At 37.9% G+C, this 26,452-nt stretch carries 19 protein-coding genes; 12 read left to right on the top strand and 7 right to left on the bottom strand.

Features of this window, described 5'->3' with window-relative positions; all coding sequences use genetic code 11:
* Positions 1–124: 124 nt before the first annotated feature.
* A complete protein-coding gene (locus tag EXE10_RS11880) occupies positions 125–1,663 on the bottom strand; it encodes a DUF4139 domain-containing protein (RefSeq protein WP_130113518.1) in 1,539 nt (512 codons plus the stop codon).
* A 255-nt stretch (positions 1,664–1,918) separates the two neighbouring features.
* Here EXE10_RS11880 and EXE10_RS11875 point away from each other — a divergent pair, with 255 nt between their 5' ends.
* The 3 genes from EXE10_RS11875 (at position 1,919) to EXE10_RS11865 (ending at position 4,811) form a co-directional block, all read left to right on the top strand.
* Positions 1,919–2,398, top strand: coding sequence for a chorismate--pyruvate lyase family protein (locus EXE10_RS11875; RefSeq protein WP_228256823.1), 480 nt, complete (start codon positions 1,919–1,921; stop codon positions 2,396–2,398).
* 80 nt (positions 2,399–2,478) lie between these two features.
* On the top strand, positions 2,479–3,357 hold the full coding sequence (gene ubiA, locus EXE10_RS11870) for a 4-hydroxybenzoate octaprenyltransferase (RefSeq protein WP_068975364.1): 879 nt from the start codon (positions 2,479–2,481) through the stop codon (positions 3,355–3,357).
* 209 nt (positions 3,358–3,566) lie between these two features.
* Entirely contained in the window at positions 3,567–4,811 is a 1,245-nt protein-coding gene (locus tag EXE10_RS11865; protein ID WP_130113516.1) for a lipase family protein, read from the top strand.
* Between the two features lie 140 nt (positions 4,812–4,951).
* On the opposite strand, the gene EXE10_RS11860 is transcribed toward EXE10_RS11865, so the two are convergent.
* Both EXE10_RS11860 and EXE10_RS11855 read right to left on the bottom strand, forming a co-directional pair.
* On the bottom strand, positions 4,952–6,139 hold the full coding sequence (locus EXE10_RS11860) for a YbfB/YjiJ family MFS transporter (RefSeq protein WP_165383011.1): 1,188 nt from the start codon (positions 6,137–6,139) through the stop codon (positions 4,952–4,954).
* A 124-nt stretch (positions 6,140–6,263) separates the two neighbouring features.
* Entirely contained in the window at positions 6,264–6,845 is a 582-nt protein-coding gene (locus EXE10_RS11855; protein ID WP_130113514.1) for a flavin reductase family protein, read from the bottom strand.
* Between the two features lie 200 nt (positions 6,846–7,045).
* Here EXE10_RS11855 and EXE10_RS11850 point away from each other — a divergent pair, with 200 nt between their 5' ends.
* Entirely contained in the window at positions 7,046–8,437 is a 1,392-nt protein-coding gene (locus EXE10_RS11850) for an L-cystine transporter (protein WP_130113513.1), read from the top strand.
* Between the two features lie 87 nt (positions 8,438–8,524).
* Here EXE10_RS11850 and EXE10_RS11845 read toward each other — a convergent pair whose 3' ends face one another.
* A complete protein-coding gene (locus EXE10_RS11845; protein WP_228256822.1) occupies positions 8,525–8,857 on the bottom strand; it encodes a hypothetical protein in 333 nt (110 codons plus the stop codon).
* A 486-nt stretch (positions 8,858–9,343) separates the two neighbouring features.
* On the opposite strand from EXE10_RS11845, the gene EXE10_RS11840 reads away from it, so the two are divergent.
* Together EXE10_RS11840 and EXE10_RS11835 are read left to right on the top strand one after the other, a co-directional pair.
* Positions 9,344–10,186 carry a PhzF family phenazine biosynthesis protein gene (locus tag EXE10_RS11840; RefSeq protein ID WP_130113512.1) on the top strand — a complete coding sequence of 281 codons (843 nt, stop codon included), beginning with the start codon at positions 9,344–9,346 and terminating at the stop codon, positions 10,184–10,186.
* A 140-nt stretch (positions 10,187–10,326) separates the two neighbouring features.
* Positions 10,327–13,089: a M16 family metallopeptidase gene (locus EXE10_RS11835; protein WP_130113511.1), complete on the top strand. Its 2,763-nt coding sequence runs from the start codon at positions 10,327–10,329 to the stop codon at positions 13,087–13,089.
* Positions 13,090–13,257: 168 nt separating this feature from the next.
* Here EXE10_RS11835 and EXE10_RS11830 read toward each other — a convergent pair whose 3' ends face one another.
* Positions 13,258–13,665, bottom strand: coding sequence for a Cd(II)/Pb(II)-responsive transcriptional regulator (locus EXE10_RS11830; protein WP_130113510.1), 408 nt, complete (start codon positions 13,663–13,665; stop codon positions 13,258–13,260).
* 102 nt (positions 13,666–13,767) lie between these two features.
* Here EXE10_RS11830 and EXE10_RS11825 point away from each other — a divergent pair, with 102 nt between their 5' ends.
* From EXE10_RS11825 to EXE10_RS11815, 3 genes are all read left to right on the top strand, one after another.
* Complete coding sequence (locus EXE10_RS11825) at positions 13,768–14,397, top strand: cation transporter (RefSeq protein ID WP_130113509.1); 630 nt, start codon at positions 13,768–13,770, stop codon at positions 14,395–14,397.
* Between the two features lie 132 nt (positions 14,398–14,529).
* Entirely contained in the window at positions 14,530–15,456 is a 927-nt protein-coding gene (locus EXE10_RS11820; RefSeq protein WP_068975460.1) for a helix-turn-helix domain-containing protein, read from the top strand.
* Positions 15,457–15,563: 107 nt separating this feature from the next.
* The gene (locus EXE10_RS11815) at positions 15,564–16,565 is read left to right on the top strand and encodes an aldo/keto reductase (protein ID WP_130113508.1); all 1,002 of its coding nucleotides are present in this window, start codon (positions 15,564–15,566) and stop codon (positions 16,563–16,565) included.
* A 58-nt stretch (positions 16,566–16,623) separates the two neighbouring features.
* On the opposite strand, the gene EXE10_RS11810 is transcribed toward EXE10_RS11815, so the two are convergent.
* Entirely contained in the window at positions 16,624–19,041 is a 2,418-nt protein-coding gene (locus EXE10_RS11810; RefSeq protein ID WP_130113507.1) for a membrane-bound PQQ-dependent dehydrogenase, glucose/quinate/shikimate family, read from the bottom strand.
* 546 nt (positions 19,042–19,587) lie between these two features.
* Positions 19,588–20,289, bottom strand: coding sequence for a hypothetical protein (locus EXE10_RS11805; RefSeq protein ID WP_130113506.1), 702 nt, complete (start codon positions 20,287–20,289; stop codon positions 19,588–19,590).
* A 433-nt stretch (positions 20,290–20,722) separates the two neighbouring features.
* Here EXE10_RS11805 and EXE10_RS11800 point away from each other — a divergent pair, with 433 nt between their 5' ends.
* The 3 genes from EXE10_RS11800 (at position 20,723) to EXE10_RS11790 (ending at position 26,436) form a co-directional block, all read left to right on the top strand.
* On the top strand, positions 20,723–21,367 hold the full coding sequence (locus EXE10_RS11800) for an RluA family pseudouridine synthase (RefSeq protein WP_130113505.1): 645 nt from the start codon (positions 20,723–20,725) through the stop codon (positions 21,365–21,367).
* A gap of 143 nt (positions 21,368–21,510) precedes the next feature.
* Positions 21,511–24,348 carry an RNA polymerase-associated protein RapA gene (rapA, locus tag EXE10_RS11795; RefSeq protein WP_130113504.1) on the top strand — a complete coding sequence of 946 codons (2,838 nt, stop codon included), beginning with the start codon at positions 21,511–21,513 and terminating at the stop codon, positions 24,346–24,348.
* Between the two features lie 393 nt (positions 24,349–24,741).
* Positions 24,742–26,436, top strand: a complete 1,695-nt coding sequence (locus tag EXE10_RS11790) for an AMP-binding protein (protein WP_130113503.1) — start codon at positions 24,742–24,744, stop codon at positions 26,434–26,436.
* Positions 26,437–26,452: the final 16 nt, after the last annotated feature.

Here is a 26,452-nt window from a genome sequence, read left to right as displayed (position 1 = left end):
TGATTGCAAACTAAACAATTTTCATCGAACTCAGGTTAATTAATCTTTGATGTTTTAAATAGAGAATATCGATTAAAACAAAGCCCAGTCAGACTGGGCTTTATTATTCCTAAAATTTAAACTTTTAAAAACCTGAAGTATTACCTTTGCTTGGATATTTAAATTGATGTTGTACATCCAATTTAAAGCTTTGTTTCGGTTCTAAATTGATGTGCCATTGGTTGATATTGGGTTGGTCATTCCACTTGGTTGCTGTTGGTGGCGTACTATAGCTTGATTGTGTGCTGAGTTTGTCATTACGACTTTGCGGTTCTGACTCAAAAATGGTCACAGCCATTGGATAATTATGCAAATTTTGAATCGAATACTGCTGTTTTTGAATGGTTTCTGATTGACTGCGTACAGGGCTTTTCTTATCTGTTAGATTGACAACTTTAATCTGAATTTGTTCATCTGCACCAAAACTCATTTGTAAGGCTTCGTCAGCACTATTGTTCCATGCCCTTTGACCAATATAGTCCCCATCTCGATAAAGTTTGACTGTTCCAGATGGCCAATTTTGATCAAGTTTGGCAATTTCTGCATTCAGTGTTGCTTGTGTACTTTGTTTAGGGATCGCCCAAACTGAGAGTTTTGCAGGGTACTGTTCGGCGCTGAGTGGTAAGTAAATCTGCTGTTGGCTGCTTGGAATAGTCGCTTTAGTTTCAGAACGGAATTCGGTACTAAAATTAAGATCCATTGATTGAAATTGAGGAAAAGCTGGTGCAGGATTGCGTTGACTCTTTCCTAATTTTTCTGCGCTGCTGTCAGAAAAAGCGACTTCTGCCAAAACTGGGGCAGGTGCAGGCATTGGATATGGTTGCGGTTCGTAATAGTCTACCCACCATTGTTGTGGTTGAATTTGTTGTACATAATTTTGTGGTGTCGAAGTGGATAGTGCAAGTTTGACATGATTCCAGTCCTCTCCTGTTTTTTGCGCAATCATCGCCATACGTGTGAGTTTGACTTGCTTGGTTTGTGTATTGAGTTCAGCTTTATATGTCGGTTGCCAGCGTGCATAAGGCACCATATAACTCAGGGTAATTTCACCACGTTGTGGCGCATTGACATAAAATTTAAGCGTTCGTTGATTAAACTCGCTATCGCCAATCGCATTTAAATCCTGTTCTAGTTCTTCTAGGCGTTGTGCGAGTTTTTCTTTTTCAATTTTAGCTTTATCAATAGCAATAAAGGCTTGGTAAGCTTGCTCACGTACAACTGAAGCAGAGCCAGTGGTCACATTGCCAAGAAATTTATTTTGTAATTCAGCTGCTTGAATAATTGAATTTTGCTCAGAAATTTTCTTTTTAATGTCATCAATTTTATTGCGTAATTGGCTAGATTCATTGCCTGCAGGTTTATCAAGCGCACTGTCGGTATGTGAAACAGCATTCACTTCTATATTGGTACTTTGATATTGCAATTGATTGATATCAAAGTTGGCTGCAAGTCCAGTCAAAGTGACCAATTGTTCACCAGCTTGGACAGGAATTGTACGTTCAATTTTGGCAACAGTCGGGTAGAGCGTAACTTGCTGAATAGGCGATTGAGATAGCCCCAGTGCAAAACAGTAACTTGAAGGAATACAAAAAAGACTGAAGTGTAATAGTGCTTTTATCTTCATTTTATTGTCCATAAAGGTGGAATTTAAGCGATTCATTGAAATGTAGCAGAAAGCATTTTTAATGTAAAAATATTGTGCTTGTAGCAATGTAGAGCAAATGCCATGATTGATTTTTTAAAAACAATGTATTCTCAAATGGTGATTTTTCACACCAAACCCTATTATTTTAATGCGCATTGCAAACAAATATCTAAATTTCAGTTACACTGAGGCATCGAAAAATTGAAGGGTAGAACATTGAAACAATCATGCTCAATGCGGGATCAGCGTTTTCCTCCTGAATTAAAAACATGGTTGTATGCACAAGGCTCATTAACCCAACAATTAACTGATGTGGCGGGTGGCGTTTTTAAAGTTCAACCGCTTCAAGAGTATTATCAAAGAATGACATTGATCGATAGTCAATGGATGAAAATGCCGTATCAACACACTTCGTGGGTACGAGAAAGTTATTTATATGGCTGTGATGCACAACCGTGGGTGAAAGCCAAAAGTATTTTTCCTATTCTCAGTATCCATCGTAAAGCACGCCTGTTTAAACACATTCGTAATCAACCAATTGGAAAATTCCTGTTCCAACGGACAACACCATTGTGCGAGCGCCGTGTTTTAAAGTTGGCAGATGGTTGGACGCGTCAAAGTTGTTATACTTGGCATGGGTGTAAATTCATTGTACAGGAAACTTTTTTACCTGCTTTTGAACAATTTTTGCAGCAACAAATGAATTCTAAATAATGCTTTGATTTGAATAAATCTAAGCATGTGTTAACCAAGCTTTAAATAGTATTGATATTTAAGCTTACTGAAGGACTGTCATGGCAATAGCGCAACAAACCACTTGGCGACAACGGTTAGAAGCTTATTATTATTTATGTCGTTTTGATAAGCCAATTGGCACAGAATTGGTCTTTTGGCCAACCATGTGGGCACTCTGGATTGCCGCAGAGGGTATTCCTGATTTAGTGACTTTAGTGGCAATGGTTTTGGGCACGATTTTCATGCGTGCGGCAGGTTGTGCCATCAATGATTTTGCAGATCGTAAAGTGGATGCGCATGTTGAACGAACCAAGAATCGTCCTTTAGCAACTGGTGTTATTTCAGCCAAAGAAGCAATAGGTGTATTCATTGGTTTGGTTGCATTAAGTGCTTGTACATTATTTTTCTTGCCGATCGCCACATTCTATTGTGCATTAGCGGGTTTGGTTTTGGCTTTTGTCTATCCATTTATGAAGCGTTATACCCATTTACCACAAGTGGTTTTAGGTATGGCATTTTCATGGGGGATTCCAATGTCATTCACCGCGATGGGTAAACCTTTGGATTGGACGTGCTGGTTGCTTTATTTCGGTAATTTAGCTTGGACGGTCGCTTATGATACGCAGTATGCCATTACTGACCGTGAATATGATTTAAAAATTGGAGTGAAATCCACTGCAATTTTATTTGGAAAATACGATATTGAAATCATTTCTTTATTGCAGGCAACCAGTGTCATTCTGATCGGTGCAGCGCTGTATTTGGAAAATATTTTAATTCCAATTGGCTTAATTGCATTGTTATTGGTGATTGCCGATTTTATTTATCAGTGGACCAAAACCAAAGATCGCGATCCACAGTGGTGTTTTTGGGCATTTAGACATAATCGTTGGGTAGGTTTGATTATTTTTGTTGGGATTTTTATCGCATTGTTTTAACTGTGTCTTGAAAATTAAATATTCTAAAAACTGGTCGAATTTGTTTAAGTAATTATTCGACTTTTTGGTAAAAAGCATCCTAGTAAGATGCTTTTTTTTATGTTTAATTATTGCGAGTTGCTCGCATATTTTGACGTGATAAAGATAATTTATGCGATGCAATGTTGCAACATGGAGCTGTTAATACAACAAAAATCGAGGACTTTGTAATGACGACATTCTTTAAAAAGACACTGATCGCAATGACGTGCAGTGTAACTTTGCTGATCACTGCGTGTAATGATGACAATGATAAGTGGGACAATTGGACATCAAATAAAACTTATGTATCTGAAAAATCATATAACTTAGATCAAATGAGTTCAGCAGCATCGGTCAAAGTGATGACCTATAATATGCCGAATGTTTTGGGAGAAACAAAGAAAGCGACAGCGATGGTCTTTGTCCCTAAAACGACACGACCTACAGATGGTTGGAAAGTTGTAGTTTGGGAACATGGTACAGTTGGGATTGGTGATAGCTGTGCGCCAAGTAATAATGCATTTAACCCACGCTTTAAAAATATGGCAGAAAGTCTGTTAAAAGAAGGTTATGTCATCATTGCTCCTGATTATGAGGGGCTTGGTACAGCAGGTATTCATCCATACCTGAATTTAAAGAGCGCTGCCAATTCTGCAATTTATGCAGTCAAAGCCTATAAAGAACATTATTCTACCCAGATCAATGGGCAATGGATGTCAGTTGGACAATCTCAAGGTGGTCATGCCTCGTTAGGTATTGCTGAACTATCAAATAATGATGCTAACTACAAAGGTGCTGTTGCGGGCGCACCTGCATCCAGTTTGGGATATATTATTTCCGTGGTTGCACCACAGGCGATTCAAGGGATTCTTCAGCAAGAACAAGAAGGTAAACTACCGACTGGAACGGCTGTAGAAGTTTATGCTGAATTATTGGCTTATGCAGCATATACCACTGTAGGAATTACCGCCTATGATCCAAAATTTAACTATCGCGAGATATTCCAAGAGCGTTCAAGAAGTGTAGCTGAATTTGCAGAAGGCACTACAGGTGAAAATGGCTTATGTTTAACTGACTTACACGATAAATTTGCTGCTGACATTCAAGATTACTTGGTTAAAAATGCTGGTAAGACCGTTCTTAACTACCCAGGTTTGGCTGGAGATTTCCAAGAGAATGCGACAGTTAAAAAGTTCTTAGCAGATAATCAACCGGCGACGAAGAAAATTAATGCACCTGTGATGATTATTCAGGGAAAATTAGATATGGCTGTACCTTATCAAGTGACTGCGCAATTACAGCAAGGTCTCAAAGATATGGGCACAGATGTTAAATTCTTACTTGTAGAACAAGCTGATCATACTGGTGCAATTGTGGCGAAGAATCCTGAATTGGTGGATTTTATTAAAGAGAAAATGCCAACAACGAAGTAATTTAATTCGCATTTTTAACAATATGTTTCGGTTGAATAAAGCAGAGTTTCTAATGAAGCTCTGCTTTTTATTTACATAATGATTTTTCTACTTATCGTGCATAGTTCGCATAGAGTTATGTATGTACATCGAGTCAAAAATCACGATTCGTTCGAGTTATTATGCATCTGTGCTCGGTTGATTTGTGAATAGACAAGAAATTGAACTGTGCCAATACACAATACAGCGGAAGCCAGTATGAATTGCTGATGATACGATACACCCCAATGCTGTAACACACTAAAGAAAATCCCACCGATTAACTGCGTGATGGCAAAAGCCAATGTTGCCATACTCCATAATTTTTTATATGCCATACCATAGAGCTGTAAAATCGTATAAGAAGTCAAAAATACAACAGCAGGGTTGAGTAGACCTGTAAAGAACGATGAAATATAAGTAAAAATAGGAATGGTCGAAAAGATTGCGATAAGAATGGCTAGGACGTAGAGGCTATAGAGAATTTTCAACGCAGTGAAATTGCCAAATTTTCGTGCCAATAAGAAAGCACTGATTGCACCTAAAGCACTGCCTGAACCATATAAAATCCAATTCAAATTAATGAATGATAAATTTAAATGTAGCGTATTTTTTAGATAATCAATCCAAAATAATGAATGTGGCACATAGGCAAAAGCACTACTTGCATAGACAATAAGCAAACTCAGATACATGCCATTGACGCTATTGATATGCTGTGGAGCAGCAGAAATTTGACTGAGATGACTTTTAAAAATAGAAAGTAAATAGGTGATGACCAAACAAATCAACGTTGAAAAGGCAAATAAAATCAACCATGCAGATTGGGTGCTAATACGGTCTAAATAGGGGAGGAATAAGGTTGCCAATAAAACACCGATACCTATACCGCTAAAACCGATAAAATTAATGGTTAAACGATCTTCCGCTTTACAACATTGTGCTACGACACTCGGTGAAAGGATCATCAATAACCCTCCACTGATTCCCGAAATGACACGCCAAAACACATACCATGTTTCGTGTAATCCTGAAAATGCGCAACTGAGTAAACTGATCGCACCAGAAAAAGCTGCAATTAAGATATAGCGTGGCATAGTGGCGTTTTGGGGTAATTTCATTGCCCAGAAAGCACCGATTAAATAACCCAATAAGTTTGCACTACTCAGAATGCTGGCAAAATTCGTATCCCATCCATATGCAAGACGAGTTGAAGGAAGTAATGCTGTATAGGAAAAACGAAGTATGCCAATGCCTAAGCACATGCTTAAACAGAGGAAAAGACTGAGCTGAATTTTATTACTGAACATCCTATTCATGTGATTCATCATCTGTTTTGACCAATTCACGATAAAGTGAATTGATCCAATAGACAATAAATAACCATTATTTTATCGAGTGATATTTGATCGTTTGGTCTAATTGATCTTGGTGTCACAAACATTTATTGGCATCGACAGGATCACCAATGGTGTAATAATGTCCACCTGCAACATGATGTAGGCTTTTCCATTCAGAACTCACTTCATGATAATACCAATGACCATTGCGAAATACGCGTGAATCAGCATATGCCGCAACGACTTTTCCAATAAATAAATCGTGAGTTTGCTGATTATGGGGTTCTGAAATCAACTCACAGATCAGCCAAGCGGCACAATCTTCAACGGCAGGTAGAGGATAATCTTCAAATTGGAATAAAGGGGTATGACAATGCTCTAATTTCTGTGGATCATTAAATTGGCTAATTGACCCCAATTGCTGTACCAATTTAATTTGTTTCAATGTGGGAACTTGCAAGATGAAATAACCTGAAGCTTCGATTAGTTTTCGAGTCTTGGTACTTTTATCTAAAACAACGCTGACTTTGGCTGGAATAAGTTCTAAAGCACATGCCCAAGCTGCGGTCATTACATTTCTTTCATCCTCATGCTGTGCAGAAACAAGTACCGTGGGTCCATGATTGAGCAAGCGATAAGCTTTTTCCAGTTCTACGGGGTGAATGTACGGATTCATAAGCTACCTTGAATGCTTTGATATAGTTAGTCTTTCTTTACACAAGCTTATGCAAAATTTACATATTCTCAATAATTAATTGTTTTTATTATTGATTCAGATTGTTTAAAAAATAGCTGTTAAATCTGCAAAAATGCTAAAGACTGTTGGATATTTCACATTCAGCATATAATAAAGCGATCGAAACTATTGGAACTCATATGAATTATCCACTCATTGTGAATATTGTCATATTCATTGCCCTAATCATCTTGCTGATGCAAACGCGAAAAACAGACTGGAGTCTGGCGAAGAAAGTATTTGCAGGCTTATGTTTAGGTGTTGTATTCGGGTTGGGATTACATTGGGTTTACGGAACAAATACTGCTGTTTTAGATGAATCAATTCAATGGTTTAATATTGTTGGTAATGGTTATGTGAAGTTATTACAAATGGTGGTCATGCCATTGGTTTTAGTTTCAATTCTGAGCGCAGTGATTAAATTACACAATGCATCTTCCTTAGGAAAAATCAGTTTCATTAGTATTGGAACCTTATTATTCACCACCTTTATTGCAGCCTTAGTGGGTGTATTTGTGGTTAATTTATTTGGATTAAGTGCTGCTGGTTTGGTTCAAGGTATGCAAGAAACAGCACGTCTAGAAGCAATTCAAACGGAATATATTGGAAAAGTAACAGATTTAAGTGTCCCAGATTTTATCCTATCATTTTTACCAACCAATCCTTTTGCTGAATTAACGGGTGCGCATCCAACCTCAATTATCAGTGTTGTCATTTTTGCAACTTTATTGGGTTTAGCAGGATTAAATCTAATTAAAGATGATGCGGAAAAAGGGCAACGTATCGTCACCGCAATTGATACTTTACAAGCTTGGGTGATGAAATTGGTACGTTTGGTGATGACATTTACTCCTTATGGCGTATTTGCTTTGATCACTAAAGTTGTGGCCAGTTCAAAAGCTGCAGACATTGTCAATTTAGGTGGTTTTCTGGTGGCTTCTTATCTTGGTTTGGCAATTATGTTTGGGGTGCATGCAATCGTTTTATTGCTCACAGGTGTGAACCCATTACGCTTCTTCAAAAAAGTATTGCCTGTGCTGACCTTTGCTTTCACCAGTCGTTCAAGTGCTGCCAGTATTCCTTTGAATATTGAGGCGCAAACTCAACGTCTTGGTGTTCCAGAGTCGATTGCCAGTTTCTCTGCATCGTTTGGTACAACCATTGGACAAAATGGCTGTGCGGGCTTATATCCTGCGATGTTAGCAGTCATGGTTGCGCCCACTGTAGGAATCAATCCACTTGATCCTGTTTGGATTTTAACCTTAGTTTGTGTGGTGACTTTAAGTTCGATTGGTGTTGCAGGCGTGGGTGGTGGAGCAACTTTTGCCGCTTTAATCGTGTTGCCAATTATGGGGTTGCCTGTAACATTGGTTGCATTGCTGATTTCAATTGAGCCTTTGATTGATATGGGGCGTACCGCTTTAAATGTCGATGGTTCGATGACAGCAGGCATGGTGACCAGCCAGCTTATGGGGCAAACCAATCAAGAGATTTTAATGTCAGAAGAACATGGTGAATTGGCGAATCGTTAATTGATGTTGGATGAATTTATTCTTCAAATAAAAAGAGAGGTCTAGAAGATCTCTCTTTTTATTTCAACGATTGAAAAATAATAAAACTTAACGCGCAGCTTTATTGCATTCAGCCAATTCTTTTGAGTTATATGTCCAAATTTTTCCCTGAGTATTCTTGAAGAAACGTAGTGGTCCTGTACGTTTGACTAATGCTTGGCATGCTTCAAGTGATAATGTATGGGTAAATGAACCTGACACACGACATACTGAGCCATTACATTTCCATAAAAGGGTTTGATTTCCCATTGGAATGGTGAGCTGACCTTTGTAGCGCGTACCCGCAAGCCACGTTTCATTTTTAGCATGTGCCATCGGACTGAAAATAATCAAGCCGAGCATCATTAGCTTGAATGCAGTTAAATTCATTATTTTCATCATATCCCAACTCTTTGAAATAACTTATGTCTTATACCATCTTGTTCATGTGAATGGGTAGTTTAGGCAAAGTTGAGAATGCATTGGTTTTTAATCTGTACCTATTTTATGATCTAAATTGTATCTGTATTCATTTTGATAATTGTTTAAAATTATCTTAAATAACTGATGTTACGCACTTTAAAAAACGATGCACTTTTCAAACTGTTTTAGAGCACACTCGGCGGAGTCGTACATCGAAAGTTTTAATTTCAGGATTAGCCTGCGGCTCGCCCTACTTTTTTTTCGGAAAAAGTAGGCAAAACCATTGTCATCCGCAAAACTCGTCAACTACCATCTTTTGATTGATATATCGCAGAAACATTAACTTATAGATGTAGTCCTGCCTCAAACACGTTGCGGATGACGTTATCGTGTATCCAATTTTATTGAGAAACAAAAATGTTTTGATGTTACTGCGTAACATTAATTAGATAAGGAGTTTGAACCATGAAAATGTATCAAGTCGATGCTTTTACACAAGATTTATTTAAGGGGAATCCTGCTGCGGTTTTGGTACTGGATGAATGGCTTGATGATACTTTGATGCAAAATATCGCCCTAGAAAATAATTTAGCGGAAACCGCTTTTGTAAAACCAATTGATGAGGAGAATTACCACATTCGCTGGTTTACACCCAAAGTTGAAGTGGACTTTTGTGGGCATGCAACATTGGCTTCTGCATTTGTATTATTTAAAGATTATACACAGGCAAAAATGATTCAATTTCATGTGAAAGATTTAGGCATTTTCATTATCAAACAAGCAGAAGATGGCAAGATTCAAATGAATTTTCCAATTCGAACAGCGCAGAAATTAAATGATTATCCTGAGTTGTTAAATCAAGTGATTGATCAACCAATTCAAGCAGTCTATCGTAATGCGCAGGCTTTTATTTTGGTGTGTGAGTCTGAACAGCAGGTAATTCAGGCAAAGCCGAATTTATCAGTTATTCATGAATTGGCTGAACAGTATAAAATTAGTACGGCTTTAACTGCCAAATCTGATGCGCTTGATATTGCGATTACAGCATCATCATCACAATATGACTATGTTGCACGTTATTTCGCACCGCATAAAGGTATTGATGAAGATCCAGTCACAGGTTCGATGCATACAGGTTTAGCACCACTTTGGGCGGAGAAATTGGGAAAACAGCAATTGGTGGGTTATCAGGCTTCTGAGCGTGGTGGGAAATTATTTTGTAAGTTGTTAGGTGATTCTCAACAAGAACAGCGTATTGAAATTTCAGGCTATGCAAAATTGTATATGCAGGCTGAGATATTTATTTAATCAATAGGATTATGCAAATTATTACAAAAGCCGTTGAAATAAACGGCTATTTTTTCAAAACATTACTATAAATTGTGTTCAGCTTTTTTTAAGATGATTGGCATATAAATTTTAATATTTCAAAAAGTTGGATTCATTTTATGCTTATGCGGTTAAAAAAGCTCACGCTGTCTTTATGTATTCTTGGATTTAGTGCTTCAACTTTAGCGCAAACTGTCTTAGTTAAATCAGAACATAATATTGAAGAATATAAGCTCGACAATGGTTTACGTATTCTACTTGCACCCAATGATAAAGAAAGCAAAGTCTTTATGAATACCGTGTATCTGACTGGATCATTGAATGACCCACAAGGTAAAGGCGGTTTAGCACATTTACTGGAGCATTTAGCATTTAAAGGGACTCAGGATGTAAAAGGTGAGGAATTCCAACGCCGTTTAGATCAATACACGCTGATGACCAATGCCAGCACAGATTATTATTCAACGAAATATACCAATATTGTTCGTCCAGATCAGAAGACTTTAAATGAAGTGATCTATCTAGAAGCACAACGTATGGACAAATTAGTTCTGCAAGAGAAGTTTGTGCCGTCTGAAATTAATATTGTGATGCGTGAACGTGAAGTCCGTATGGATCAGCCCTTTGCAGTGCTGATGGATCAAATGTGGAAAGCAGCCTATGGTAATAAATCTCTTGGTCGTTTACCGATTGGAGATTTGCCAGAATTACAATCGATCAAGATGGATGAACTCAATACGTTCTATAAAGCCTGGTATGCACCGAATAATGCGGTGATGGTTATTTCTGGAAAATTTGATAAAGCTGAAGTCTTGAAAGCGATTGATAAAAATTTCAGTCCAATCGCAGCACGTCAAATTCCACAACAAGCAGTTGTGCCTTTGCTCGATTCAGCCAATATTAAAAATAGAAACTTCATTGTCAAAAAGGGCAGTGATTTGGCGAAATTCAATATTTATATGAATGGCAAAAATGAAAAGATTCAACCCGCTTTAGCTTTAGCACCTTATTTATATACGTTGCAGCCAAGTGGTCATTTGTATTCAAGTATGGTTGAAACAGGGATTGCAACCAATGTGCAATCTACCACATGGTTAGATGATGATTTTAATTTAGTGTTTATGGGTGCAATTTACGCACCGAATCATGATGCTCAAAAAATTGATAGCTCACTGATTTCAGGCGTTGAACAAAATAAAAAGTTTGATGATACCGAATTAAAACGTGTGAAAAATTTAATGTCGAATGCCAATGATAATCTGATGAGTAGTGCAGCAGCAGTCGGTGGCATGCTCAGTGATTATGTAGTGTCATCGCATGGCAATTGGGCACAATATTTTAAAGATCAGCAAGATATTCAAAATATGACTGCGAATGAGCTGAATACTACACTAAAAGGCTTTTTAACAGCATCGCATCGTTTTCATGGGGATATTCAACCAACGCCTGAAGATCAGAAAAAAGCCTTAGAGAAAAAGCAAGCCATTGAAAAACCAAAAACTTTAGATCAGCAAGCTGAACAACCAGAGCCATTAAAAGATGTTAGCGTGTATCAAGCTGAAGTGGCGCAGTATGTTGAAAAATCAAAACAGTATTTAGATGCGACTGAGAAGAAGATTCAACGTGGAACCTTAAAAAATGGGATGCAATATGCTTTGTTCCCGACCTCAACCCGTGACGATAAAACCTATGCAACCATAGATATCAATTTTGGTACTGCTGAATCGTTGATGAATAAAGCACAAATTTTAGATTTTACGGCTTATTTATTATTACGCGCTTCTGACCAATATAGTCTGCAAAATATTGCCGATAAAACCATTGAGTCCGGTGGTGGTGCAACCGCAACTGCAACAGATAATGGCATCAGTATTCAAATTTCTGCAAAAAAAGACAAGTTTGAGGACTTCTTTAAATACATCGTTTCAGTGATGAAGAATCCGAAATTTGAACAAACTCAATTTGATTTGATTAAACTGCAAAGCCTTTCAAGTTTAGATCGTCCTTATACTGAACCTGAAACCGTGGCTTCATTGACCATTGCTCGATTACTCGAAACCTATCAACCTGGTGATTTACGTTATCATTTTGAACCTGAATTGGCGAAAAAACAGATTAAAGCTGCAACCAATCAGCAAGTTATTGAGCTATATAAAAAATATTTTGCAATGCAAAATGCACAGATTTCGATTACAGGACAATACGATCCTAAGTCAATCAAAACAGTGTTAGATCAACAATTTGGGAATTGGAAGAATAACCAACCCTATCAACGTTTATCGACTGAGTTTACAGCTTACAAAGCTCAAAAAGTGCATGCACTTTCAGAACAGCGTGAGTTTGGTAGTTATCAAGCATTACAAACAATACCTGTTGGTGTAGATAATAAAGATGCGGCAGCATTGATTGTATTTAGCTATATCTTGGGTGATTCACAATTATCATCACGTTTGGGACAAGAGCTGCGTGAAAAAAATGCATTGGTATATGGTTTTGGAAGTAGTTTAGATTTAGATTCATTTAATGAAGCAGGTGCTTTATCCATCGAAGCAAATTACACGGCAGGGAAATCCCCAGAAGTTTCGCAAGTCGTGCATAAAGTGTTGAATGATTTATTGACTAAAGGTGTGACAAACCAAGAGCTAGAAGCAGCCAAAGCCAATATTATGAAGCAACGTGTGACGACACTTGAAGATGAACGTGTGATCCATCGTATGCTAAATGCTCAACTTGAACGTAATAAAAAAATGGATAGTCGTGCTGTTCGAGATCAGGAGTTTGCCAAACTGACTAAAGCAGATGTGGATGCTGTGATTAAGAAATATATCAAGCCAGATCAATTGGTTGAAGTGATGGCTGATCAATATGGTCAAGCAAAGTAATAAATCATTCTGACTTCACTCAGACTTACAAAATGTACAGGTAAAGCCACACTTTTGTGTGGCTTTGTTCTTTAACAAAGACAATAAATTAAACTTTCAAAATTGTGTCGATGATGCGTAATTTATGCATAAGAGTGCTAACCGTTTTATACAAATTTAAACTGTGTATTACTCAATCGAAGCCTCTAAATTTTTAACAATCTGACAATGATCAATGGTGCTGTCTGAGGCACAGCTTTGACGCAGAGCAATCAATTGTGTTTTAAAACTCTGCAATTCTAGAATCCGTGTTTCCACATGCTGAATGTGTTCTTCAATCAATTGATCGACAATTTTACAGCCACGTTCGGGATGTTGCACCTGTTCCAATAATGCCACAATTTCATTTAATGTCATGTCCAAAGCACGACAGCGTTTGATGAAAATTAAACGTTTCAGGCATTCATCATCATAATATTTATAATTATTTTCAGCACGGAAGCTAGGCTGAATCAATTGTTTCTTTTCATAAAAGCGAATCGTGTCGGTACTCAGTTGAGTTTTTTTAGCCAGATCACTGATGAGATATTGTTGCATGGGAAATTTCTCCAAAAATACTCAAACAAGGCTTGACCTTGGAGTTAGTCCATAGTTTTAAATAGCATAATACAGATGAATCATTAATCAAGGGGATGTGAAATGGCGTGTACTTGTAGTCATGAACCTGCACCGAAAAAACCAGACAGTAAGTTCAGAACAGCATTGTGGATTGCATTGGTCATTAACCTTGCGATGTTCTTTGTTGAACTCATTGGTGGTGCGTATGCGCATTCATCGGCACTGTGGGCGGATTCTTTAGATTTCTTCGGTGATGCAGTCAATTACGGGATTTCACTTGCTGTATTGGGGGCAAGTCTGTATTGGCGTGCGACAGTAGCATTGTTGAAAGGCTTGACTATGGCGCTGTTTGGTTTTGTGGTAATCGGTAAATCTGCCTATGCCTATATCCAAGGCATTCCACCTGAAGCAATTTCTATGGGGGCAATCGGTGTGTTAGCGTTGATTGCCAATGTGGTTGCTGCTGTTGTGCTGTACGCTTTCCGTGATGGGGATTCCAATATGCAGTCGGTGTGGTTGTGTAGCCGTAATGATGCGATTGGTAATGTCGCAGTGATTTTGGCGGCAGTAGGAGTATTTGGTACAGGCAGTTTATTGCCTGATATTATTGTTGCAGTGATTATGGCAACTTTAGGTTTAACAGGTGGATATCAGGTGATTCAGAAAGCGTTGCAGGAACGAAGAGAATTTAAAAATGCAGTTAAAGTTTAAATGCTGATTTAAGTCATGCATTTTCAAATTTAAGTAAAGCCAGATTACACAATGAATCTGGCTTTTTATTTAATTCACTGTAAGATCATGTTTGAATATTATAAGAAATCGCTTTTGCTGGGAGCGTGGAAAATGAAACATGAAAGTATTCAAGAGTTTTATCAACGCTTTTCAGAGACGAAGGGAACAAGTTTTACACCACAATTTTCATCCATTGGTCATTTCAACGTATTTCAGCGTAGTGCATGTAGTTTTCTTACCCCATACAGTCGTCGCGATTATTATAAAATTTCGTTAGTTTTAGGGACGGGTGAATTACATTATGCCAATCGTTGGATCAAAGTTGACCGACCAGCATTGTTATTTTCGAATCCAATCATTCCTTATTCATGGGAAATTCATTCACCTGAGCAAGCTGGCTGGTTTTGTTTATTTACTGAAGATTTTATTCAGCATGAAGTACGGCAAAATTTTTTAAAAGATTCTCCACTTTTTAAAGTAGATGGAGACCCTTTATATTTTCTGGATGATCGTCAAGTTGATGAAATATCATTTATTTTTAAGAAAATGATGCATGAAGTTTCCAGTGACTATATTCATAAATACAATGTGTTAAGGAATTATTTGCATTTAATTGTTCATGAAGCTGTAAAAATGAAACCAACTCAACAGTTTGAACAACATAGCAATGCAGCAGTGAAAATCAGCCATTTGTTTTTTGAGTTGCTGGAGCGACAATTTCCAATCGATTCCCCACATTTTCATTTAACGCTTAAAACGCCGAATGATTTTGCTTATCACTTATCTGTTCATGTGAATCATTTAAATCGTGCAGTTAAAGAAGCAACAGGCAAGACCACTTCTGAACATATCAGTTCAAGAGTCTGTCAGGAAGCGAAGGCATTACTTCAATTCACAAATTGGAATATTTCAGAAATTGCTTATAGTTTAGGTTTTGAATATCCAGCATATTTTACCAATTTTTTTAAAAAGCTTACAGGTCAATCACCTAAAATATTTCGAGAGTCTGTTATAAAAACTGAAAGTTCATCTGTTTAACGATGTTTGAATTTTATAAGTAATGGTTTGATTGTTATACGTGATATTTTCATCAACGCTTTATATTGAATAGACCAGTATGATTTATTCACAAAGAGGCGATAACAATGAAATATAGAGAACTCGCAAAAACAGGTGAGCAACTTTCAGCAATTGGCTTGGGTTGCATGGGAATGAGTTTTGCCTATGGCGCTAGCGATGATCAGCAAAGTATAAAGACTTTATATGAAGCACTGGAACTCGGAATTAATTTCTGGGATACAGCGGATATGTATGGCAATGGTGCAAATGAAGAACTTTTAGCAAAAGTTTTGAAATCACGGCGTGATCAGGTCTTTATCGCTACAAAATTTGGCTTTCGTTATCCTGAAAATTCAGGAAAAGTTGAAAATTCACTAAACAGTTATATTGATGGCTCTCCGGAGTGGATTCGGATTGCTGTAGAAAACAGTTTGAAGCGTTTAAACACAGATGTGATTGATTTGTATTATGCACATCGCATTGATCCACAAGTTCCGCTTGAAGATACGATTGGGGCAATGGCTGATTTAGTTCAAGCAGGGAAAGTGAAATATCTTGGCTTGAGTGAGGCTTCTGCTGAATCAATTCGTAAAGCACATGCGATTCATCCAGTTTCAGCATTGCAATATGAATATTCCGTATTAACGCGAGATGTAGAGGAAAGTATTTTGCCTTTGAGTCGTGAGTTAGGTATTTCTTTTGTGCCTTATTCCCCGTTATCACGTGGGCTGATGACCAATCATCTTGATCCAGATCAATTGGATGTTCATGATTTTAGAAAACATTTACCTCGTTATCAGGGAGAAAATCTTGCTAATAATCAAGCACTGGCGCAAGCATTTTCAGATTTTGCAGCATCTAAACAATTAACTGCTGCACAACTTGCTTTGGCGTGGGTATTGAATCGTGGTGAAAACATTATTCCAATCCCAGGAACTCGAAAAGTTGAGCGTCTGATTGAAAATGCAAAAGCGGTTGATGTGAAATTGACTCAGCAGGATTTAACTGAGATTGAACAAATTATTCATCAATATCCAAATATTGGGGCACGGTATAATCCAGAGCAACTTGCGACAGTAAATCATTAACTGGAATAGAAAAACCAGAGCCTCGGCTCTGGTTTTTCTATGGAGAAGTCAAATGTACTTATTTCTGATCAGGTAAAGCATAGGCAATAATATAATCACCGACATCTTTAGAATGGCTTGCACCACCCGCAGAGATCACGACATACTGTTTACCTGTTTTTGGTGATTTATAAATCAATGGTGCAGCAACAGCAGCAACAGGAAGTTCAGCTTTCCAGACTTCTTTACCTGTTTTAGAGTCTAAAGCACGAAGATAATAATCTTGCGTACCTGCGAAGAATACTAAACCAGAAGCTGTTGAAGTAGGACCACCTAAAGTTGGCATACCTAAAGGCATAGGCATGTGTGATTTAACACCTAAAGGTCCAAGTTGTTCAGCAGTCCCCATAGGCACTTCCCAAACCACTTTTTTAGATTTTAAATCAATCGCTGTCATGGTGCCGAAAGGTGGGCGGTTACATGGTACACCCAATGCAGATTGCATGATGTCAATTTTCACACCTGCATAAGGGCCTGCAAATTGTGGACGTACAGTACCCATAAATCCAGGCACTTCATCAGTTGAAATTTTGTATTTGCCCATGTCTTCTTTACGGACTAAAGACATACGAAGCGGCATACGCATATCGTTGACGAACATTAAACCAGTCGATTCATCAATTGAAATACCACCCCAGTTCATACCACCCAATAAACTTGGCCATTCGATATAGGGTTTTTCACCTGGTGGAGTATAAAGACCTTGATAGACTGAATCTTTATAGTCAATACGGCAGTTCAACTGGTCAAATGTAGAAATCCCCCACATGTCTTTTTCACGTAGAGTGTCATTACCAATTTGTGGCATATCTACAGAATAAGGTTGAGTTGGAGAAAGTTTTTCACCTTCGGCAGCTCCTGAAGTTGGTACTGCTTTTTCAACAACTTTAGACACAGGTTGTCCTGTACGACGGTCTAAAACAAAGATTTGTCCCATTTTTGTGGTTTGAATCAACGCCGGTACTTTTTGACCTTGCTCATTGGTCATGTCGTATAAAACAGGTTGTGACGGTAAATCATAATCCCAAACGTCATGATGCACGATTTGATAAGACCAAACAGTTTTACCCGTAGTGGCATTGACAGCAACAACAGCAGAACCAAATTTTTCTTTTGCACCGTTACGGTCACCACCCCAGTAATCTGGAGGACCATTACCTGTAGGTAAATAAACCAGATTTAAATCTTTGTCATAAGTTGGAATGGTCCACATATTCGGTGTTTCAAGGGTGAAACCTTTTCCGTTTGTAGGCTCACCAGAAAGTTCAGGATTACCGACATCCCAAGCCCAAGCGAGTTTACCTGTACGCACATCATAAGCACGGACTACACCAGAAGGTTCGCCGTGAACAATATCACGTACCCAACCACCAAGAATTGCCACATGACCTGCAATTAAAGGCGTAGAAGTAGGGTGATAACGTTTACTTTGTTCAGTTGGTCCCATGTCATGTAAAACATCGACTTGACCATTGACACCGAACTCAGGACACAAAGCACCAGTTTTGGCATTTAAAGCAATTAAACGACCATCTACAGTCGAAGTTAAAATACGTTGCGGACAAGCTTTGATACCATTCGATGCTAAATCAGTAGGAGTGAGTGAAGCATCTTTGCTTGCATCATAATAACCGACACCACGACAAGTAATATGTTCTGCAGTTTTTGCTTTAGGATCATATTTCCAGATGGCTTTACCACTATCACCATCAATTGCAGTAATAATATTGGTCGGTGTACATGAATAAAGCGTACTGCCAATTTGAATTGGTGTATTTTCATCCACACCTGCTTTTAAATCACGACCTGTGTGATACGTCCAGGCAACTTTTAAATCTTTGACATTTTCAGGGCTAATATCGGTATAAGGCGCAAAACGTGTACCATTGCCATTACGACCAAAATATTCCCAGTTATCTGAGTTTTCAGCATTTGGTTTTGCAAGGTTTGGATCCTGAACCAAATCGACTGGATTTAAAACTTTACCGTGTGGGTAAAATGCTGCAATCAGTGCAACAACACAGGCTGCAAAACCCACAAATCCAACTTGATTTGCAGCTTTCACTTTTTCAGTGGTTAATGCAGGCAGACTGTGACTTGCCCATAAACTCAAAACAAATAAAACAGTCGGAATCACCAGACGTGGAATATATTGCCAGAAATCTAAACCTTGAACTTCTGCAATCGCCCAGATCACAGTTGCAATAAATGTGATGATAGACAACCACAAACCTGCGGCTTTTTTTAACGCATATAGAATCGCAATGATGATGTACGCAACACCAGCCATAACGTAATAACGTGAACCACCTAAGCTCAATAATTTTGAACCCTGGATGATGAGATATAGGGCAATGAGTGCAGTCAATACGATAAAGAAGTATCGATAGACTTTGGACCCAGTTGCCTCTACGGGAGAGTTTTGCTCTGTGCTCATACCTTGCCTCTTGGTAAATTCGGCTTGGTTGCATAGTTCAGAAAAGAATAACGGGCATGTTATAGGAGCTGTTGAGATTTCATCAATGATTTACGTTATGTCGAGAAATGAATGAGTTCATCATTTTGAATAATGAAACTCATATTTCACGTCACATATCATTGGAAAATACATATTGTCGCAAACATAGACGAATGCTCAACAGACTCAAATCTTATCGAATTCAATAGCTATGTAACAAAGTCATCAGGAATCAATCGCTGGGTAAGCAATTGATTCAATGAAGGGGAGAGATTTTGTGTTAATTATTGTAGCATTTTATCTTAATGAGATAAAGTTTAAGGGTTAATATGGATTTTATTAATACTTAATGCTGGTTTTTATTGGGTTTTAGAGTAATTAGCTTAATGTGAGTCGTATTTTATTTGTTGTGCTTCGCCATGAAAAAGCCCAACAGAGAACTTCGTCTATGTTGAGCTAGGTGGAACAGGATTAGTAGATGGTAAGTACTAGGTAGAAAAACGAAAATTAAGTAGAAAAGAAAAATCAATCAAAAATTTTGTGAATGGCTTGGAAGGGTAAGGTCACCACATCAAAAGCCACAGCAAAAGGGAATAAGACTAATTTATCAGCAGTTTTACTGCTTACTTTAGAGTAGTCTTTCACTTCCTCAGACGTATAAATACTGATTTGATAAGGCTTACTCAGTGCTTTAAATGAATCTCGGTTGGTTGCTGCTGGGTAAACGACACCTCCAAGTTTAATATTGAAACAGAAGCGTTGTGCATTCAAACGTTTATCACTTGAGTTGGTACATTCTTCAGCACTATTTTCAATGAAAAATGCACGATCAGCCTTGGTCACATCTTCTGCAAGTTTAACGTAGGATAGCTCCAAAGCTCCTGAAAAGTTGCCATCATTTTTAGCAGAGTAAAAGTCGAGTGAACGTGTCACTTGAATATTTTTCGGATCAAGTGTTGAAATAACTTTGGCAAATTTTGCCCCGCCTTGTGTCAGTACATAACTATATTGTTGTCCAACGATCACAATACTGTCTTGTGGTAAGTTTGGCATGACTTGCGCAGGTTTGCCAAAAGCAATCACGTTGTCATTAATTAGGACGTTTTTAACAGTTTTAGTGCGGACACCATCATCTTTATCCAGTAGGGTTGCAGTTGCACAGCCTGTTAAAATCGTTGCACTACCCAATATCGTCGCAAGCAGAGAACTTTTTAGTATCTTAGTCATTTATTGTGCTCATCGGTTTATTTTCAAATTATTTATAGCAGTTCATTGTGCATGCGGTAAGTTTGAAAGATGCCAAAATTCTCTATAAAAATTGTGTTTTAGCGCATTTTTGATCAATTCATTGGCAAAATATGACCATTGGGTTGGTTTGTTTTTGTTCGATAATGAATTTAAAGGTGAATAAATGAAAATAAACGAAAATTAAATTCTCAAATTAAGTTTGAAAAATGTTCGGAAAGAATGATTATTTTTGATGATATAAAATGTAATTTGATTCATAAATATTGTGTAATGATGATATGCCACAGTAATAATGAGACCAACCAACAAACAACCAGCAAAATCAGTTCAACAAAACAAAAATATTCATTGTATTTTGAAGCCAAGATTCATATCATTGCTCGCTTGTTTGCACGATCAGCGGAACTGAACCTTGAGTAATTTTCTAACCGAGCACCTGATACATCGTGAAGATGATTTTATGGTGATTCATAAGCCAGCAGGTATACTCACAGTTCCCGGAAAAACAGAAGACCTGCAAGATTGTGTCATTAGCAGATTACTAAAAATTGAACCTAAAACATTACTGATTCACCGTTTAGACCGTGATACTTCAGGCATCCTTGTATTTGGGTTAAGTAAATGGGGACAAAAATCCATTTCTCGACAGTTCCAAGAACGTCAAACCTCTAAAACATATCAAGCAGTCGTCGCAGGAACTTTACACGGTGAAGGAACTGTTGATGTACCTGTCATTTATGATCCTGAACATCCTCCTTTACATATTGCTGCACCAGAATATAACAAACCAGCATTAACACATTGGAAAGCAGTCGAACATTTTCAAATTCAAGGACAAGCTGTCACACGCGTAGAACTTACGCCAATTACAGGACGTTCACATCAGTTACGTGTACATATGCAATATTTAGGTCATCCGATCGTCGGAGATACTTTATATGCAACAACTGAACAACAGCAGTTAATGCCACGTTTATGTTTACATGCACAGCAACTGAGCTTTTATCATCCTAAAACAGAGGAGCTTGTACAATTTGATTGTCCAGTTCCGTTTTAGTCAAATTTTTTAAATAGTAATCCCATAAGCTCAAATTATTTAATGAGCTTTATGTCAAAAAGTATTGCGTAAAGGGCGTAAACTTTGTTCAAATATTCTCCTAATTTGAGCAAACGTGTTTTAGCCTCGAACATGAGATAAAGGTGGAAAAATTGCAACAATTTGCTATAGGTCAACGTTGGTTATCAGACACAGAAACTGAATTAGGTTTAGGTGTATTGATTGATGTCGATGAACGTTCAATCAGTATTCTTTTCCCAAAAAGTGATGAAACTCGTGTCTATGCACGTAACAATGCACCTTTATCTCGTATTGTTTTCAATGTAAATGATGAAGTTCAAGATCAAGAAGGTCAAAAGTGGATTGTAGAATCATTTGATGATCGCAATGGTGTGATTCGTTATAACGTGATTCGCACACTTGAAAATGGCGAGCAAGAACGTAAAGCACTCAACGAAACCCGTATTGGTGCAACTATTCAATTGTCTAAGCCTTTAGAGCGCCTATTAGCGAGTCAAATTGATTATAAAGAATGGTATGACTTACGTATTGAAGCCTTGCAAATGCAAGCCAATATGCAAACGTCTCCATTACGTGGTCTAGTTGGCGCACGTGTAGGCTTGATTCCACACCAACTTTATATTGCACATGAAGTCGGGAAGCGTTTTGCACCACGTGTTTTACTTGCCGATGAAGTTGGTTTAGGTAAAACCATTGAAGCAGGCTTGATCATTCATCAACAATTGAAAACTGGGCGTTCTGAACGTATTTTGATTCTCGTTCCAGATTCACTGCAATATCAGTGGATGATTGAAATGCGCCGTCGTTTCAATTTGAACTTTTCTTTATTCGATTTAACACGTACTGCTTCGATCAAAGAGCATGATCCAGAACTCAATCCATTCTTGACTGAACAATGTATTATCGCATCAGTTGATTTGATGATTGACCATGATGATTTACGTGAACAAGCGCTTGAAGCTGGTTTTGATCTACTCGTGGTCGATGAAGCGCATCATTTGATGTGGAGTGAAGAAGAAGGAGGTAACGATCGTTACGACCTTGTTGAAGAACTCGCTGAAAAAACTGAAGGTGTTTTATTGCTGACTGCGACACCTGAACAACTGGGTGTAGAAAGCCATTTTGCCCGTTTACGTTTACTTGATCCGCAACGTTTTAGTTCTCTAGATCGCTTCTTGGATGAAGAAGAGCAATATCATCACACTGCAAAAATTGCAGAAGTGTTGATGTCAGATCTTCCACTTGAAGCAGAACATTTAGAAGCAGTTGAAAAATTGCTGGGTCATGCAATTGAAGATCAACCAGAACACCGCTTCCGTGCAATTCATGAATTGTTAGATCGTCATGGCACAGGTCGTATCTTGTTCCGTAATACCCGTGAAGCGATTCAAGGTTTCCCAGGACGTGATTGTCAGCCAGCACCTTTACCAGCGCCAGAAAATTGGTCGAAAGATGGTAAGTTACGTGAGCAAATGTGGCCAGAAGAAGCACAACTCGATGGCGCGTGGATGGAAACAGACCCACGTGTGATGTGGTTGATGGAGCGTTTGCGTTCAGATTTAAAACATAAGAAAGTGTTATTAATCGCACGTAGTGGCCCAGTGGTTGAAGCTTTGGAAAATGCATTGCGTATTCATGCAGGCGTGCGTACAGCTATGTTCCATGAAGGCATGAGCTTGTTGGAACGTGACCAAGCTGCGGCTTACTTTGCTGAAGATTCTTATGGTGCGCAGATTTTATTGTGTTCGGAAATCGGTTCAGAAGGTCGTAATTTCCAGTTTGCATCGGATCTTGTGTTATTCGACTTACCCGCGAACCCTGACGTACTTGAACAACGTATTGGTCGTTTAGACCGTATTGGTCAAGAAAATCGTATTCAAATTCATGTGCCTTATTTATTAGGCACAGCTCAAGAGCGTATGTTCCGTTGGTATAACGAAGCACTCAATATTTTTAGTAATATTTCTCCAACAGCGCAAACACTTCAAGAAAACTTTATTGTTGATCTGAAAGATTGTTTATTGGCAGATAAAGGTCAAGAATTTGAAGAATTGCTTGAAGCTGTCAATGTTCAACGTCAAGCTTTGGAAGCAGAATTACAAGATGGTCGTGATCGTCTACTCGAGTACAACTCATGTCGTCCAATAGTGGCACAAGAGATTGTGACTGCGCTTGAAGATTATGATGACAATACATTATTGCCAATGTTCATGAAGCGTTTTATGGCTTCAACCAATATTGATTTTGATGAACAAAGCAATGGTACAGTGATCATCAAACCAACTGATCAAATGCAAGTTCAAGGCTTGGATATTGATGAAGAAGGGATGACTGCGACCTTCTATCGTGATCAGGCTCAGATTCGTGAAGATGCACAATATTTAACACTTGAGCATCCGTTTACTGAAAGTGTGATGGAAATTATCCGTACTCAATCTTTCGGTAGTACCAATGTCGCGATTCTGAAAACCAATGCTTTAAAACAAGGTTCGATCTTATTAGAAGTATGGTTTAAAGTTGATGTGGTTGCGCCTAAAGCATTAAATCTACCTTCAAGCTTACCAACTCAGTTGATTCGTGTGCTATTGACGGAAAATGGTCAAGATATTACCGCGAAACTTGATCCTGAAATTATTAAGCCATATTTGCATCATTTAGACAGTAATAGTTGTCGTCAAGTGGTGAAAGCGCGCCGTGAAGTTGTTGAACAACGTTATGCACAAGCTTTAGATATTGCCAAAGGTGCTTTACCTCAACTGATTGAGCAAGCTAAAAATATTTATGGTAGTAAATGGCAATACGAGATTGACCGCTTAACTTACTTAAAACAGTTCAATCCAAGTATTCGTGAAGATGAAATTTCTCGTTTGCAGAAATTCCAAAAAGAAGGTTTGGGTTTGCTGGATGGTTTATCTGTTACACCTGAAGCGATTCAAGTGTTGGTGGTAGTTAAACCTTAAATGTTTCAAATTATTTAAATCCAAGAAAGCTCCTACGGGAGCTTTTTTTTATGACTTTGTATTTTAATTTTGAATATCTGTGATTTATTTTGGATCGTAGTGCTGCAATTTATACATGATATAAAATATTGCAAGATAATTTTTTATTGTTGGGGAATAAGCCGAATTACTTATTTGGAATAGTTTAAATTAAAAAATAATACAGTGTTAAACACTGTATACAAAACAGACAATTTTATGCTATTGATGATGCAATGCTTTCAGTTTGGGAAAGCAATTATTTTGCTTCGTTATCGTGTTGTTTGTGCTGCATTTGATCTGAAACTTGGATATGCATTGTGAAATGATAATGAAGAAAACTGAACAATAAAAATTTAAAAGGGATGAAATAATATGGGAAATACGGAAGTGGTTGAGTTTTACGATACGCATTTACATTATTTATTGCATTGGGAAAAACAAATTCCAGATAAAGATTATTGTGTACAACCTACGGCAAATGGCGAAGTCATCCATTACACTTGGGTGGAGGTTGGACAACAAGTACGGAGTATGGCAAGTTATTTACTGTCTTTAAACTTGCCAAGTAAAAGTTCAATCGCAATCTATGGGAAAAATAGTGCCCATTGGCTTATGGCGGATTTGGCGATCTGGATGGCAGGGCATATTTCCGTACCGTTATATCCCACTTTAAATGCTGAAGGCGCAAGCTATGTACTGGAGCACAGTGAAGCAAAGTTACTTTTCATCGGAAAGTTAGATGGGAAGGCTGATAGTTGGAATGATGTAAAAAAAATAATTCCAGAAAATTTTCCATGTATCTGTTTGCCTTTAGCTCCTGAATATGATGCACCAAAGTGGAATGATATCATTCAAAATATTCAACCTTTGGTGAATCCAACATTACCAAACAAAGATGATTTAGCAACGATTGTCTATACCTCTGGCAGTACTGGTTTACCCAAAGGTGTGATGCAAACATTTTCCACACTCTTAGCTGGTGCAAATGAGATGAGGAATACATTCGGTGTAACTTCTTCAGATCGGGCACTGTCATATTTACCGCTTGCGCATGTGGCGGAGCGGATCTTTATTCAGTCATCCTCGATGGTTTGTGGTTATACAGTGTATTTTGCCAATTCATTAGAGACATTTATTGAGGATTTAAACCGAGCCAAGCCTACAGTGTTTTTCTCGGTACCAAGATTATGGACAAAATTCTATTTAGGAATTAATGAAAAAATTCCACCGCATGTACAAAAAATTCTCTTTAAAATACCTGTGCTTGGTAAAGTGATTAAGGAAAAATTATTAGCTAAGTTAGGTTTAAATAACGTCCGTTATGCATTTACTGCATCCGCACCATTACCGATTGATATTATTTTATGGTACCGAAATTTAGGTTTGGAATTGCTCGAAATTTACGGAATGACGGAAAATTGTGGTTATTCACACGCCACTAAAGTTGGGCAGTTTGCTGAAGGTTATGTCGGGCATGCACAACCTAAAGTAGAGTGCAAAATTGATGAAAATGGTGAAATCCTTGTCAAAAGTCCAGGTACGATGTTGGGGTATTATAAAAATCCTGAAAAGACAGCAGAAGATATAACAGCTGATGGATTTTTACGTACGGGAGATATGGGGGAAATTGATGCAGTTGGGAGACTTAAAATTACAGGGCGGATTAAAGACATCTTTAAAACCTCAAAAGGGAAATACGTCATGCCTGTGCCGACAGAGCAAAAGATTGGTAATAATGAATTGGTTGAATCAGTCTGTGTAGGTGGTTCAAGTTTACCGCAACCAGTTGCTTTCATTATGTTGGCTGAAGATGTACGCAATCATTTAAAGCAAAATGGTAAACGTGATGAAGTGGAAGCAACATTAAAATCATTGAGATTGAAGATAAATGAAGCATTAGAATCACATGAGAAATTGAGTTTTATGGTTGTCATCAATGAACCTTGGACAATGGAAAATGATTTATTGACACCAACCATGAAGATTAAGCGTAATAAAATAGAAAGTCGTTATGAACCTTCTTTAGAAAAATGGGCTTCGTTAAAACAAGAAGTCGTGTGGGAATAAAAGGGCATAATTCAAA

This window comes from Acinetobacter sp. WCHAc060033, from assembly GCF_004209125.1.
In the GTDB taxonomy this organism is placed as follows: domain Bacteria; phylum Pseudomonadota; class Gammaproteobacteria; order Pseudomonadales; family Moraxellaceae; genus Acinetobacter; species Acinetobacter wuhouensis.
The sequence above is the reverse complement of the archived record's forward strand: the minus strand, read 5'-3'. Positions and strand labels throughout refer to the sequence as shown.